14 protein-coding genes are annotated in these 13,079 nt (G+C 57.1%); 5 read left to right on the plus strand and 9 right to left on the minus strand.

Annotation, left to right across the window (positions count from 1 at the left end; translation table 11 throughout):
* The first annotated feature begins 110 nt into the window (after window positions 1–110).
* From artP to artJ, 5 genes are all read left to right on the plus strand, one after another.
* Complete coding sequence (gene artP / locus SPH27_RS07260) at window positions 111–839, plus strand: arginine ABC transporter ATP-binding protein ArtP (RefSeq protein WP_023310942.1); 729 nt, start codon at window positions 111–113, stop codon at window positions 837–839.
* A gap of 19 nt (window positions 840–858) precedes the next feature.
* On the plus strand, window positions 859–1,590 hold the full coding sequence (gene artI, locus SPH27_RS07265; protein WP_182071442.1) for an arginine ABC transporter substrate-binding protein ArtI: 732 nt from the start codon (window positions 859–861) through the stop codon (window positions 1,588–1,590).
* Window positions 1,591–1,596: 6 nt separating this feature from the next.
* Window positions 1,597–2,313 (plus strand): arginine ABC transporter permease ArtQ, encoded by a 717-nt coding sequence (gene artQ, locus SPH27_RS07270; RefSeq protein ID WP_182071441.1) that lies wholly within the window; start codon window positions 1,597–1,599, stop codon window positions 2,311–2,313.
* Window positions 2,313–2,981 carry an arginine ABC transporter permease ArtM gene (gene artM / locus SPH27_RS07275; protein ID WP_033145048.1) on the plus strand — a complete coding sequence of 223 codons (669 nt, stop codon included), beginning with the start codon at window positions 2,313–2,315 and terminating at the stop codon, window positions 2,979–2,981. Before artQ ends, artM begins: the two co-directional genes overlap by 1 nt.
* Window positions 2,982–3,176: 195 nt before the next feature.
* Window positions 3,177–3,908, plus strand: coding sequence for an arginine ABC transporter substrate-binding protein ArtJ (gene artJ / locus SPH27_RS07280; RefSeq protein ID WP_021240923.1), 732 nt, complete (start codon window positions 3,177–3,179; stop codon window positions 3,906–3,908).
* Window positions 3,909–3,988: 80 nt separating this feature from the next.
* On the opposite strand, the gene SPH27_RS07285 is transcribed toward artJ, so the two are convergent.
* The 9 genes from SPH27_RS07285 to SPH27_RS07325 all read right to left on the minus strand — a co-directional run bounded on the left by SPH27_RS07285 (window position 3,989) and on the right by SPH27_RS07325 (window position 12,953).
* Entirely contained in the window at window positions 3,989–5,458 is a 1,470-nt protein-coding gene (locus SPH27_RS07285) for a sensor histidine kinase (RefSeq protein ID WP_182071440.1), read from the minus strand.
* On the minus strand, window positions 5,442–6,149 hold the full coding sequence (locus tag SPH27_RS07290) for a response regulator transcription factor (protein WP_033145045.1): 708 nt from the start codon (window positions 6,147–6,149) through the stop codon (window positions 5,442–5,444). Before SPH27_RS07290 ends, SPH27_RS07285 begins: the two co-directional genes overlap by 17 nt.
* A gap of 72 nt (window positions 6,150–6,221) precedes the next feature.
* On the minus strand, window positions 6,222–7,349 hold the full coding sequence (rlmC, locus tag SPH27_RS07295; protein ID WP_182071439.1) for a 23S rRNA (uracil(747)-C(5))-methyltransferase RlmC: 1,128 nt from the start codon (window positions 7,347–7,349) through the stop codon (window positions 6,222–6,224).
* Between the two features lie 40 nt (window positions 7,350–7,389).
* On the minus strand, window positions 7,390–7,863 hold the full coding sequence (locus SPH27_RS07300) for a YbjO family protein (protein ID WP_023310935.1): 474 nt from the start codon (window positions 7,861–7,863) through the stop codon (window positions 7,390–7,392).
* A 65-nt stretch (window positions 7,864–7,928) separates the two neighbouring features.
* Window positions 7,929–8,774: a putrescine ABC transporter permease PotI gene (gene potI, locus SPH27_RS07305; protein ID WP_029739447.1), complete on the minus strand. Its 846-nt coding sequence runs from the start codon at window positions 8,772–8,774 to the stop codon at window positions 7,929–7,931.
* Window positions 8,771–9,724, minus strand: a complete 954-nt coding sequence (gene potH, locus SPH27_RS07310; protein WP_182071438.1) for a putrescine ABC transporter permease PotH — start codon at window positions 9,722–9,724, stop codon at window positions 8,771–8,773. The genes potI and potH overlap by 4 nt, the downstream gene beginning before the upstream one ends.
* A 10-nt stretch (window positions 9,725–9,734) precedes the next feature.
* Window positions 9,735–10,868, minus strand: a complete 1,134-nt coding sequence (gene potG / locus SPH27_RS07315; RefSeq protein WP_024907855.1) for a putrescine ABC transporter ATP-binding subunit PotG — start codon at window positions 10,866–10,868, stop codon at window positions 9,735–9,737.
* A gap of 143 nt (window positions 10,869–11,011) precedes the next feature.
* The gene (gene potF / locus SPH27_RS07320; RefSeq protein WP_023335062.1) at window positions 11,012–12,124 is read right to left on the minus strand and encodes a spermidine/putrescine ABC transporter substrate-binding protein PotF; all 1,113 of its coding nucleotides are present in this window, start codon (window positions 12,122–12,124) and stop codon (window positions 11,012–11,014) included.
* Window positions 12,125–12,476: 352 nt separating this feature from the next.
* Complete coding sequence (locus tag SPH27_RS07325; RefSeq protein ID WP_014169308.1) at window positions 12,477–12,953, minus strand: YbjN domain-containing protein; 477 nt, start codon at window positions 12,951–12,953, stop codon at window positions 12,477–12,479.
* Between the last annotated feature and the right edge of the window lie 126 nt (window positions 12,954–13,079).

The following is a 13,079-nucleotide window of genomic DNA, read 5'->3' on the forward strand; positions in this document are numbered from 1 at the left end:
ACGGGTTATATTTAACTTTTAACGCATAAATATTGCATAACTATTCTGTCAACGGTACTATCTGCGGCCTCAATTGCTATAGATTGCCTGGATGAGTAAAGACTGCCCCGATGAGTATTAAACTAAACGGCATTAACTGCTTCTACGGCGCACACCAGGCGCTGTTTGACATCACGCTGAACTGCCCGGAAGGCGAAACGCTGGTTTTGCTTGGCCCAAGCGGTGCAGGCAAAAGCTCCCTTCTGCGCGTCCTTAATCTGCTTGAGATGCCCCGTTCAGGTACGCTGGCAATTGCCGGTAACCATTTTGACTTTGCGAAAACGCCGTCTGATAAAGCGATTCGCGAACTGCGTCAAAACGTCGGCATGGTCTTCCAGCAATACAATCTCTGGCCGCATCTGACCGTCCTGCAAAACCTGATTGAAGCGCCGTGCCGCGTGCTGGGGTTAAGCAAGGATCAGGCGATCGCGCGCGCTGAAAAGCTGCTGGATCGTCTGCGCCTTAAGCCTTACAGCGACCGCTATCCGCTGCACCTTTCCGGTGGCCAGCAGCAGCGCGTAGCCATTGCCCGCGCGCTGATGATGGAGCCTGCGGTACTGCTGTTTGATGAACCGACCGCGGCGCTGGACCCGGAAATCACCGCCCAGATCGTCAGCATCATTCGCGAGCTGGCGGAAACCAATATTACTCAGGTTATCGTCACCCACGAAGTGGAAGTGGCGCGTAAAACCGCCAGCCGTGTGGTCTACATGGAAAACGGGTATATCGTTGAGCAAGGTGATGCGAGCTGCTTCGCGAACCCGCAAACCGATGCCTTCAAAAACTATTTATCTCATTGATTGTGTCAGGGGAAATATAATGAAAAAAGTATTACTTGCCGTGCTGCTTGCTGGCGTTACCCTTTCCGCTACCGCAGCTCAGACCATTCGTTTCGCCACGGAAGCCTCTTACCCTCCGTTTGAGTCGATTGATGCGAACAACAAAATTGTTGGCTTCGACGTGGACCTGGCTAACGCCCTGTGTAAAGAGATCGACGCGACCTGTACCTTCAGCAACCAGGCGTTCGACAGCCTGATCCCAAGCCTGAAGTTCCGCCGTATAGACGCCGTGATGGCCGGTATGGACATCACCCCGGAGCGTGAAAAGCAGGTTCTGTTCTCTACGCCTTACTACGACAACTCCGCCCTGTTCATTGGTCAGAAAGGTAAATTTGCCTCTGTCGATCAGCTGAAAGGCAAAAAAGTTGGCGTGCAGAACGGCACCACGCACCAGAAATTCATCATGGATAAACATCCGGAAATCACAACCGTTCCGTATGACAGCTACCAGAACGCGAAGCTGGATCTGCAAAATGGCCGTATCGACGGCGTATTTGGTGATACCGCGGTCGTAACCGAGTGGCTGAAAGCCAACGATAAACTGGCGCCAGTGGGCGACAAAGTGACCGATAAGGATTACTTCGGTACCGGTCTGGGGATTGCCGTTCGTCAGGGCAACACTGAGCTGCAGCAGAAATTCAACGCTGCGCTGGAAAAAGTGAAGAAAGACGGCACCTACGAAACCATCTACAAAAAATGGTTCCAGAAGTAATTCCTGATGAATGAAATTTTTCCTTTAGCAAGCGCCGCCGGGATGACCGTCGGCCTTGCCGTTTGCGCACTGATTATCGGCCTCGTGCTGGCGATGTTCTTTGCGGTGTGGGAATCCGCGAAATGGTTCCCCGTCGCCTGGACAGGCTCCGCGCTGGTCACAGTGCTGCGTGGGCTTCCGGAAATTCTGGTGGTCCTGTTTATCTATTTCGGCTCCTCACAGCTGCTGCTGACGCTGTCGGACGGTTTTACGATCAATCTTGGCTTTGCGCAGATCCCGATGCAGATGCAGATTGAAAACTTCGACGTCAGCCCGTTCCTGTGCGGCGTGATTGCCCTCTCCCTGCTCTACTCCGCGTACGCGTCGCAAACCCTGCGCGGTGCGCTGAAAGCCGTGCCGCAGGGTCAATGGGAGTCGGGTCAGGCGTTAGGTCTGTCGAAATCAGCGATCTTCTTCCGTCTGGTCATGCCGCAGATGTGGCGCCATGCCCTGCCGGGCCTCGGCAACCAGTGGCTGGTGCTGCTGAAAGATACCGCGCTGGTGAGCCTGATCAGCGTTAACGATTTGATGCTGCAAACCAAAAGCATCGCCACCCGCACCCAGGAGCCTTTTACCTGGTACATTGTGGCGGCGGCTATCTACCTGGTGATCACGTTGCTCAGTCAGTACATCCTCAAGCGTATTGACCTGCGTGCGACGCGCTTTGAACGGAGACCAGGCTGATGCTTGAATATTTCCCCGAGCTGATGAAAGGGCTGCACACCAGCCTGACGCTGACCGTGGCGTCCATTATCGTGGCGCTGATCCTGGCCCTTATCTTCACCATCATCCTGACGCTGAAAACGCCGGTGCTGGTGTGGATTGTGCGCGGCTACATCACCCTGTTTACCGGTACGCCGCTGCTGGTGCAGATCTTCCTGATTTACTACGGCCCGGGCCAGTTCCCGTCGCTGCAGGAGTATCCGGTTATCTGGCATCTGCTTTCTGAACCGTGGCTGTGTGCCCTGATTGCCCTTTCGCTGAACAGTGCGGCCTATACCACCCAGCTGTTCTACGGCGCGATCCGCGCCATTCCGGAAGGACAATGGCAGTCCTGCGGAGCGCTGGGCATGAGCAAGAAGGACACGCTGGCGATCCTGCTGCCGTACGCCTTTAAGCGCGCGCTCTCCTCTTACTCCAACGAAGTGGTGCTGGTGTTCAAGAGTACCTCTCTGGCCTACACCATCACCCTGATGGAGGTAATGGGTCACGGACAGCTGCTGTACGGGCGCACCTATGACGTGATGGTGTTCGGTGCGGCAGGCGTGGTCTATCTGGTGGTTAACGGCCTGTTGACGCTGATGATGCGCCTGATCGAGCGTAAAGCGCTGGCGTTTGAGCGCAGATCGTAGGCCGGGTAAGCGCAGCGCCGCCCGGCAAGAAGTGCATAAATGTGATTAATCAATGCGGATAACTTTCTGGTTATCCGCTTTTTTTTGCCATAAAAATAATACTTAATCATTTTGATTGCATATAAATTCATTAAATGGCATTGTACATCCATGCCGCAGACACGGCGCATAAATAAGACAGACGGGAGCATTACAATGAAAAAGTTAGTTCTGGCCGCATTACTCGCCACCTTCGCCGCTGGCGCATCCGCAGCTGATAAAATCAATTTTGGCGTGTCCGCCACCTATCCGCCGTTTGAATCGCTGGATGCCAGCAACCAGATCGTGGGCTTCGACATTGACCTGGCGAAAGCGCTGTGCAAACAAATGCAGGCCGACTGCACCTTTACCAACCATGCCTTCGACAGCCTGATCCCGTCGCTGAAATTCAAAAAATACGACGCGGTGATCTCCGGGATGGACATCACGCCTGAGCGCAGCAAGCAGGTTGCGTTTACCGACCCGTACTACGCCAACTCGGCGGTCGTGATTGCGAAGAAAGGCGCCTATACCTCTTTCGATCAGCTGAAAGGCAAACGCATCGGGATGGAAAACGGCACCACGCACCAGAAATACCTCCAGGACAAACATCCTGAAGTGAAAACCGTGGCTTATGACAGCTACCAGAACGCGATTATCGACCTGAAAAATGGCCGTATCGACGGCGTGTTCGGCGATACCGCCGTGGTGAACGAATGGCTGAAAACCAATCCGCAGCTGGGCACCGCAACCGAGAAAGTGACCGATCCGCAGTACTTCGGCACGGGTCTGGGCATCGCGGTACGTCCGGATAACAAGGCCCTGCTGGAAAAACTGAACGGCGCGCTGAAAGCGATTAAAGCTGACGGTACGTACCAGAAAATCAGCGAGCAGTGGTTCCCGCAGTAAGATTTTTTTGCCGGGTGGCCCGGCCTACGGGGGTGGTAGTCTGTAGGCCGGGTAAGGCGAAGCCGCCACCCGGCACTCTCTCACAACGGCACAAAGAACCTGAACCGCGCCCCGCTCACCGACTCCATCAGCCTGATCCCACCGCCGTGCAGCTCCAGCATACGTTTCACGATTAACAGCCCCAGTCCGCCGCGATTCTCCCGCGATGCCTGGGTGTTCAACGCCGATGGCCGCTGGAACAGATCGTCGCGCAGCGAGGCATCCACGCCCGTTCCGCTGTCAGCCACTTCGACCTGAAGCCGTTCATTCTCCTGCCAGACCGCCAGACGAATTTCCCCGCCAGATGGCGTATGGCGCATCGCGTTATCGAGCAGGTTGGTCACCACGCGTTCGATCATCGACACGTCGGCGTTAATCAGCGGCAGCGGTCCCGGCACGTCAATATGCAGATTCACCTCGCGCGTGCGGGCGGTGAGCTCAAACTTCTGCGCCACGTCGGAAATCAGCTCCCCCATCGCGAAACGCTCGCGCTGCGGCTTAATGCCGCCGTGCTCAAGGCGCGCCAGCTCGAACAGCTGCTGCGAAAGATGACGGACTTTTTGCCCCTGACGCAGCGCGGTGGCGAGATACTGCTGGTGCTCCTGCGGCGTCAGCGTGGCGGATTTTAGCGACAGGGTTTCCAGATAGCCCAGCAGCGAGGTCAGCGGCGTACGGAGATCGTGCGAAATGTTGGCGATAAACTCCCGGCGCTGGCGATCGCTGTCGGCCAGCTGGTCCCACTGGCGGGTGATTTTGCGTGCCAGCTCGATAAAGCTGTTGCGCAGGATCGCCACTTCATCTCTGGCCGCCGCGTCCAACGGCTGCGCCGCCAGCTGTCTGATAGCGCTGATGCTGTCCTGCTCCAGCCCGGCGACCTCCACCGTCAGCTGTTTTACCGGGCGCGTGACCCAGTACCAGACCAGTAAACCTGCCAGCAGGCCAAACAGCGCGACCCACAGCAATGACCACAGTACCGTGCTCCACAGCGCCTTATGCCAGGCCATTTCAGCCAGGGCGTTTGACTCTTCGCCCTGCAAAATAATGTACAGATAGCCTTTTAGCTCACCGTCCTGCCGCAGCGGCGTGGCGCTAAAGACCTTTTTATTTTGACTGCGAGGATCGTCGCCCAGAACCGGTATGGCGGTACCGCTCAGGAAGGTCTGAACCGGGGCCAGATCGATTTTTTGCCGCTGAATGTGGCCAGGCGGTGCGGCATCGGCCAGGATATCGCCGTCCGGGGAGACAACGTACAGCTCAACGCTCGGATTAAAGGTCATCAGCCGATCGAACAGCGGCTTGAGCGCCGTTCGGTCGACCCTGCCCTGCGCGTCCAGAATCGCTTCACGCTGAACGATCTGCTGCGCCAGCCCGCCCGACAGCCGCTGCACCATCGCGTTGCCGTACTGCGTACTGGTGTAGAGTTGTACCGCACAGGCGACGGTGGCGCAGAGCATCATCAGCAGGATGAACAGCAGCGTCAGGCGCTGGCCCAGGCTAAAGCGGCGCATCATGATTTGGCTCCGCAAATTTATAGCCCTTGCCCCAGACGGTGCGAATAATCTCCGGCTCGGCGGCGTCCTTCTCAATCTTGATGCGCAGGCGGTTGATATGGGTGTTAACGGTGTGCTCATAGCCTTCGTGCTGATAGCCCCAGACCTGCTCCAGCAGCGCCAGACGCGAAAAGACCTCGCCAGGATGACGGGCAAAGAAGTACAGCAGCTCGAATTCACGCGGGGTGAGATCCACCACCTGGCCGTGAAGCAGCACGCTGCGCGCCAGCGGATCGATGGTCAGACCGTGGGCCTGAATTTGACCGTCGGTTTGCGCCTGCCCCATCGCCTGCTGGCGGCGGAAAAGCGCTTTGATGCGCGCAATGAGTTCCTGCACCGAGAACGGCTTCGCCAGATAATCATCGGCGCCGGTTTCCAGCCCGGTAATGCGGTCGGTCTCGCTGCTGCGGGCGCTGATGATGATCACCGGCAGGTAGCGCGTCATCTGACGGATGCGGCGGCAAATCTCCAGACCGTCAACGCTGGGCAGCATCAGGTCGAGGATCACCGCATCCCACGGCTGTTTTTCAAGACGCAGTAAGGCCTTGCCCCCGTCGGGCTCGTGGGTGATGGCGTAGCCTTCGTCTTCTAAATTGAGTCGCAGAAGCGCCGCGATATCGTGGTCGTCTTCCACCAGCAGGATCTGCTTCATGGGTAAGCCTTTATTCATCTCTTATGACGTAAGCTTACCTGATTTCGAGCGGGGGAAGAGTTCACATTTTGTTTAAGATTTCACGAGCAACGTCAGCACTTCGTAATGCGCGGTATGCGGGAACATATCGAAAAGCTGAACGCGTTCAATGCGGTAGCCCGGCAGGCTGGCGATGTCTTTCGCCATGGTCTGGGCGTTACAGCTGGAATAGACGATGTACTCGGGTGCCATCTGGCTCAGGTAGTCGCACAGCGCCTTGCCGATGCCGCGGCGCGGCGGGTTGACCAGCACCAGCTCCGGCACGTTGCCCTGGCCGGTCGCAAACTGCGTGGAGTCGAGCGCCTGGAAGTGCAGATTCGTTAACCCCAGCCCGGCGGCGGACTGCTTCGCGCAGGCAATCGCTTCGGCAGAGATCTCAATGCCGGTGAGCTGCATCTCGGGCGTGGCGCAGTGCAGACCAAAGCCGCCCACGCCGCAGAAGAGATCCCACATATGAGGGACGTTTAACGCACGAACCCAGTCGCGGGCGGTGGCGTACAGGCTGCTTGCCACGGTCGGGTTGGTCTGGAAGAAGCTTTGCGGGCGGATCCACAGCGGCACGCCGTTGAAGCTTTCGGCCAGCGCGTGCTGGTCGGTGAAGAAAATCTCTTTCTCCCCTTCCATGATCGCCATATGCACCGGCTGAACGTTTGCCGTAATGACCTTCAGCTGCGGCAGCTGTTCCTGCAGCCACGGCAGCGCCGCGCGCAGCTGCTCCAGCTTGGCTTCCGAGCGCAACACAAAGCGCAGCATCATGCCGCCGTCGAGTTGGCTTTCCGTCAGCAGAAGGTATTTCAGCTCGCCGCGCCTGCGGGCAACGCTGTAAGGCGTTAACCCTGCACGCGCGATAAACGGTTTCAGCGCGGCAAAGACGGGCTCAAAGGAGGCGGGATACAGCGGGCAGTCGGTTAAATCTTCCGGCGTGCCGTCGCGGTGCAGCATTCCCAGCAGCGGTTTTTCAACGCTGCCGCTGACCACCATTTTGGCCTTATTACGAAAGCCCAGCTCCGGGCCACTGACGGGTGCGCACCACTCGCCCACCGCTTGTGCTGCCAGCAGCTGTTGCAGGTCGGCCATTTTGGCGGTGAGTTGTTGAGAGACCGGCTGTTCTATCCACTGACAGGAGCGGCAGCGTCCGGCGTCATAGAGTGCGCACTGCATATGAAAACCTTAAGAATCACGAGGGCTGCGATTATACACATTATTGCAGGCGGAAGAACCGCCGGCTTGAGGCCGGAACGAAGAGTAGACAGAGCACCAGCATATCCGGAAGTTTTTGCATAAACAGCGCGCGCAGGATCTCGCGTTTGGATTCCCCGGCAATGCTGAACAGCTCCGGGTAACCGTATCCCAGCGAGGCGGCCCACAGATAGCTGGCGGCGGTAATTTGCGTCAGCAGATAGACCCAGCGCGCCCAGTTGCGCCCTTTGACCAGCGAAAACGCGCAGTAGATCTCGATAAACACCAGCACCAGGCTGCTCAAAAAGACAAGCGTCAGATTCCACGTCTGCACGCTGCGGTGAATGAATTCACCGATGCCGCGCACGCCCAGGGTGTTCAGAATCATCAGCACGTCCAGGCAGCGGATCATAATAATGGCGAGCGCCGCCACCTGAACCAGTGCAGGTACGTTAGGACGCGCGTGCGTAGTACGTGATTTTTTTAATAATCCCAATGTTTTACTTCCCTGAAAAACAGTGCCGCGTCATGCGCGGCACATCACTGGAAATTTTAAATCCTTCAGCCGCGTCTTGCACGCTGGATATCGCGCACGCGCTGTTTTTCCGCGCGCGCCATCAAATACCAGGCGATAAATCCGACAATTCCGACCACGCCGAGGATGATGGAAGCCAGGGCGTTGATCTCCGGGTTGACTCCCATGCGCACGCTGGAGAAGACCAGCATCGGCAGCGTCGTCGCGCCCGGTCCGGAGACAAAGCTGGCGATAACCAGATCGTCCAGCGACAGCGTAAACGCCAGCAGCCAGCCGGAGATCACCGCCGGCATAATCATCGGCAGGGTAATGATGAAAAAGACCTTCAGCGGCGTCGCGCCAAGATCCATCGCCGCCTCTTCAATGGAGCGATCCAGCTCGCGCATGCGCGAGGAGATCACAACCGCCACGTAGGCCGTACAGAAGGTGACGTGCGCCAGCCAGATGGTGAGCATGCCGCGATCCGCCGGCCAGCCGATGGCGTGCGCCAGGGCCACGAACAGCAGCAGCAGCGCGAGACCGGTGATCACGTCCGGCATGACCAGCGGCGCGGTGATCATAAACGCGAACCCGTTTGAGCCACGAAAACGCCCGAAGCGTACCATCACCAGCGCGGCGATCGTGCCCAGCACCGACGCCATTGTCGCCGCAAGGGCAGCAATGGTCAGGCTCAGCCCCACCGCGCTCATCATCGCATCGTCGTGGAACAGCTCGCTGTACCAGCGCGTCGACCAGCCAGCCCAGACCGTTACCAGCTTAGAGCTGTTGAACGAGTAGATCACCAGCATCAGCATCGGCGCATACAGGAAGGTAAAGCCGATCACCAGGATCGCAATTCGCCACGGGGAGCGCACTACCGGTAAGTTGTTCATCCGTGGTCTCCCATCTGTTTCTGCTGATGCTTGTGGAACCACATGATCGGCACGATCAGCAGCAGGAGCATAACAATCGCTACCGCCGAGGCCACCGGCCAGTCGCGGTTATTGAAGAACTCCTGCCACAGCACGCGGCCAATCATGATGCTGTCCGGGCCGCCGAGCAGTTCAGGGATCACAAACTCCCCTACCGCCGGGATAAAGACCAGCATTGACCCGGCGATAATGCCGCCTTTGGTCAGCGGGACAATGACGCTGAAGAAGGTTTTTAACGGACGGGCGCCAAGATCGAGCGACGCTTCCACCAGCGAGTAATCAATACGCGTCAGGGCCGTGTAGATCGGCAGCACCATAAACGGCAGATAGGCGTACACAATGCCGATATAGACCGCGAGGTTGGTGTGCAGGATCGTCAGCGGCTGATCGATAACCCCGAGCCACATCAGGAAGTTATTCAGCACGCCGTTGTTTTTCAGGATCCCCATCCAGGCGTAAACGCGGATCAGGAACGAGGTCCACGACGGCAGGATCACCAGCAGCAGCAGGATGTTGCGCGTCGACGGCTTGCTGTGCGCCACCGCCCACGCCAGCGGGTAGCCCATCACGAGACAGCAGAGCGTCGAGATCGCCGCCACCTGCAGCGACTGCAGATACGCTTCGAAATAGAGCGGATCGTCGGTGAGCTGCAGGAAGTTGCCGAGATTAAGCGTCAGCGTCAGCTGCCCGTCGGCCCAGTCCAGCAGGTTGGTATAGGGCGGGATCGCCCGCGCCATTTCCGCCAGGCTTATCTTGAAAACAATCAGGAACGGCAGCAGGAACAGCAGGATCAGCCACACATACGGCATGGCAATCACCAGCTTGCGGCCGTGGTTCATCTGCAAGCGCGTTAGCCACTGGGCAAAACCGCCCGGCTTTTCTGCGCGAGCTGGAGGTTCAAGTGCACCCATTTGCCGCTCCTTATACCGTCAGCACGACGCAACTGTCAGCATCCCAGCACAGGCGCACTTCGTCACCCCATGTTGGCTGCCCCTTGCGGTAGCGATGTTCGTTCTGTAGCTGCGCGCTGAGCATCTGCCCGCTTTTCAGCCGCACGTGGTAGATAGACAGATCGCCCAGGTAGGCAATGTGCACCACTTCGCCCACGGCAAAGTTATAGCCATCGGCAGGCGGATCCTCACAGAGCATGATCTTCTCCGGACGCAGCGCGACGTAGACCGGCACGTTATCCACCACGGAGTTATCCGGATCGACCTTAAGCGGATGCTGCAGCCCCGGCGATTCGATGACCAGGCCATCCTCCTGACGATCTTTCAGCAGCCCTTCGAAGACGTTGACCGAGCCGATAAACTCCGCGCTGTAGCGGGTGGTCGGGTGCTCATAAATCTCTTCCGGCTCGCCAATCTGCACGAACTTCCCGCGGTTCATGATCGCGATGCGTCCGGCCATGGTCATCGCTTCTTCCTGGTCGTGGGTCACCATCACGCAGGTCACCCCCACGCGCTCGAGGATATCCACCACTTCGAGCTGCATACGGTCGCGCAGTTTTTTATCCAGCGCGCCCATCGGCTCATCGAGCAACAATAATTTCGGGCGTTTTGCCAGACTGCGAGCCAGAGCCACGCGCTGGCGCTGGCCGCCGGAGAGCTGGTGCGGCTTACGCTTCGCGAACTCCTGCATGTGCACCAGGCTCAGCATCTCGGCCACGCGCGCGGTAATTTCGGCCTTCGGCAGCTTGTCCTGCTTCAGGCCAAAGGCGATGTTCTGCTCCACCGTCATGTGCGGGAACAGCGCGTAGGACTGGAACATCATGTTAATCGGGCGCTGATACGGCGGCACGCTGGAGAGATCCACGCCATCAAGCATGATTTGCCCGGCGGTGGGCTGTTCAAAACCGGCCAGCATACGCAGCAGGGTCGATTTTCCGCAGCCAGAAGCTCCCAGGAGGGCAAAAATTTCGCCTTTATAGATAGTCAGGCTGACGTCGTCCACGGCATGCTGGCCATCGAAAGATTTGGTGAGGTTACGAATTTCAAGAAGCGGGGTCAGCGCTTTACGGACTTTCGCCTGCGGGCGGGGGATCGCGTCATTCACGGGGTGTTCTCCGGCATAGATCAGTACTGGTGCAAACGCACCGTCAGGGTGCGCATCGCCGGGCGGCGCTAACGCTTGCCCGGCCTACGGGTTGTACAGGCCCGGTAGGCGACAGCGCCACCGGGCAACAATACCCAACGCCGTTATTTACCGCTTTTCACCTTGGTCCACGCGCGGGTACGCACGCGGTCAATTTTTGGATCCTGAACTTTCAGGGTGAAGAGCTTGGCGAACACATCCGCTGGCGGATAGATAGCCGGGTTGTTACGGATTTCTTCGCTTACCAGCGGCACGGAGGCCTTGTTACCGTTCGCGTAGTAAACGTGGTCGCTGATGTGGGCGATCACCTCAGGACGCATCAGGTAGTTGAGGAACTGATAGGCTTCGTCTTTGTTCTTCGCATCAGCCGGCATCGCGAAGACGTCGAAGAAGGCCAGCGCCCCCTCTTTCGGAATGAAGTAAGAGACGTTCACGCCGTTTTTCGCCTCTTTCGCGCGGTTAGCCGCCTGCCACACGTCCCCTGCCCAGCCGATCGCGACGCAGATATCGCCGTTCGCCAGGTCGTTAATGTACTGAGACGAGTGGAAGTAACGAATGTTTGGACGCAGCTTCAGCAGCAGATCGGTCGCCGGGCCGGTGTAATCATCGGCTTTACTGCTGTTCGGGTCTTTGCCCAGGTAGTTCAGCACGGTGGCGAAAATCTCTTCCGGCGCATCGAGGAAGGAGACGCCGCAGCTTTTCAGCTTCTCAAGGTTTTCCGGCTTCAGCACCACGTCCCAGCTGTCCAGCTTGACGTCCGGCCCCAGCACCGCTTTGACTTTATCCACGTTGTAGCCGATACCGGTGGTCGCCCACAGGTAAGGCATGGCGTATTTGTTGTCCGGGTCATGCTTCGCCACCAGCTTCAGCACTTCCGGATCGAGGTTTTTCCAGTTCGGTAACTTGCTCTTGTCCAGCGGCTGGAAGACGCCTGCCGTCAGCTGGCGCTCGAGGAAGCTTGCGGAAGGCACCACGAGATCAAACCCGGTGCTGCCCGCCATCAGCTTTCCTTCCAGCACTTCGTTGGAATCGAATACGTCGTAGACCACTTTAATGCCGGTCTCTTTTTCAAAATTCGCCACCGTGTCCGGCGCGATATAGTCAGACCAGTTGTAAACGTGCAGCGTTTTTTGTTCCGCAGCGAGCGTGCCGGCAGAGACGGCCATCAGAGCACCCGCAACCAGACCCGATAACCATTTTTTATTCAAGGCGATCATATCTTTATTCCTTCTGAAAGCTCGTTAACAAACGAACTAAAACTGTGCAATCTGAAGATATGCAATAATCATGCATAGTTTGTCGCTCTGCCCAAAATAAAAAGAAACCTCTTTACCCGGCAGCTTCCGCTCGCTTTTTTTAAGCATCGCAAGAATAACTGTAGCCCGTGTCTCCGGCTATAGCCCAGACGAAAAAACGCCTTTTATCAATTTTTTATGCAGGTTATGTCTACGTGATAAGCCGAAACGGCCTTCAGGGAGGTGAAAAATTCTTTAAAGAAAGGTTAAAAGCAGCAGAAAAAATGGCCTTATGCAGCCGCTATGGCAGCGACTGCGCAAAAGTCAGACAGGTTCAGTGAAGAAAATTGGGAGATGCATCATTATTCTCTGCATCATCTTCCGCGCTATACAGCAGATGGTGTGCATTGGCTTCCATCATGACCATGGAAATTTGCTCTTCGCTCAAGCGCATAAACCAGGAGAACTGCTTGAACGACAGCCCGGCACCGGAGAATAAAGACTGGCAAACGACCAGTTTTGGCAGATTATCATCCTGTATGTCGAGAAATGCTTTCACCGTCAAAGAACTGGCGTTGATCGCTGACAGGTCGGAGGCCAGCGCCAGCAGCGCGGAGGGCTTCACTTCGGCCAGCGCGGAGAAAAGGATCACGTCGTTAATGAGATCGATTTTGGCATCGAAAATGCCGTCGAAATTCTGCATATGAGGCAGATGCAGCGCCTGGCAGGAATCGCATTCGAAGAACGTAATTCCGGCATCATCAAGCCATTGACGTAACGTATCCAGTGTAGGTACGACCTGTAAATCCATCGCTGTGCAGCCTCTTAATTAAAAACTTCGCATATACCCGTCATACTTCAAGTTGCATGTGCGTTGGCTGCGCTCGTTCCCCCCAGTCACTTACTAATGTAAGCTCCAGGGGATTCACTCCCTTGC

Source organism: Enterobacter sp. A103 (assembly GCF_034427535.1).
Classification (GTDB): Bacteria; Pseudomonadota; Gammaproteobacteria; order Enterobacterales; family Enterobacteriaceae; genus Enterobacter; species Enterobacter asburiae_B.

Coding starts and splice junctions, on each gene's coding strand:
- potF (WP_023335062.1), bottom strand. CDS start 12,124: ATGATCGCCTTGAATAAAAAATGGTTATCGGGTCTGGTTGCGGGTGCT.
- SPH27_RS07285 (WP_182071440.1), bottom strand. CDS start 5,458: ATGATGCGCCGCTTTAGCCTGGGCCAGCGCCTGACGCTGCTGTTCATC.
- artI (WP_182071442.1), top strand. CDS start 859: ATGAAAAAAGTATTACTTGCCGTGCTGCTTGCTGGCGTTACCCTTTCC.
- artQ (WP_182071441.1), top strand. CDS start 1,597: ATGAATGAAATTTTTCCTTTAGCAAGCGCCGCCGGGATGACCGTCGGC.
- artP (WP_023310942.1), top strand. CDS start 111: ATGAGTATTAAACTAAACGGCATTAACTGCTTCTACGGCGCACACCAG.
- artM (WP_033145048.1), top strand. CDS start 2,313: ATGCTTGAATATTTCCCCGAGCTGATGAAAGGGCTGCACACCAGCCTG.
- rlmC (WP_182071439.1), bottom strand. CDS start 7,349: ATGCAGTGCGCACTCTATGACGCCGGACGCTGCCGCTCCTGTCAGTGG.
- potI (WP_029739447.1), bottom strand. CDS start 8,774: ATGAACAACTTACCGGTAGTGCGCTCCCCGTGGCGAATTGCGATCCTG.
- SPH27_RS07290 (WP_033145045.1), bottom strand. CDS start 6,149: ATGAAGCAGATCCTGCTGGTGGAAGACGACCACGATATCGCGGCGCTT.
- SPH27_RS07325 (WP_014169308.1), bottom strand. CDS start 12,953: ATGGATTTACAGGTCGTACCTACACTGGATACGTTACGTCAATGGCTT.
- artJ (WP_021240923.1), top strand. CDS start 3,177: ATGAAAAAGTTAGTTCTGGCCGCATTACTCGCCACCTTCGCCGCTGGC.
- potH (WP_182071438.1), bottom strand. CDS start 9,724: ATGGGTGCACTTGAACCTCCAGCTCGCGCAGAAAAGCCGGGCGGTTTT.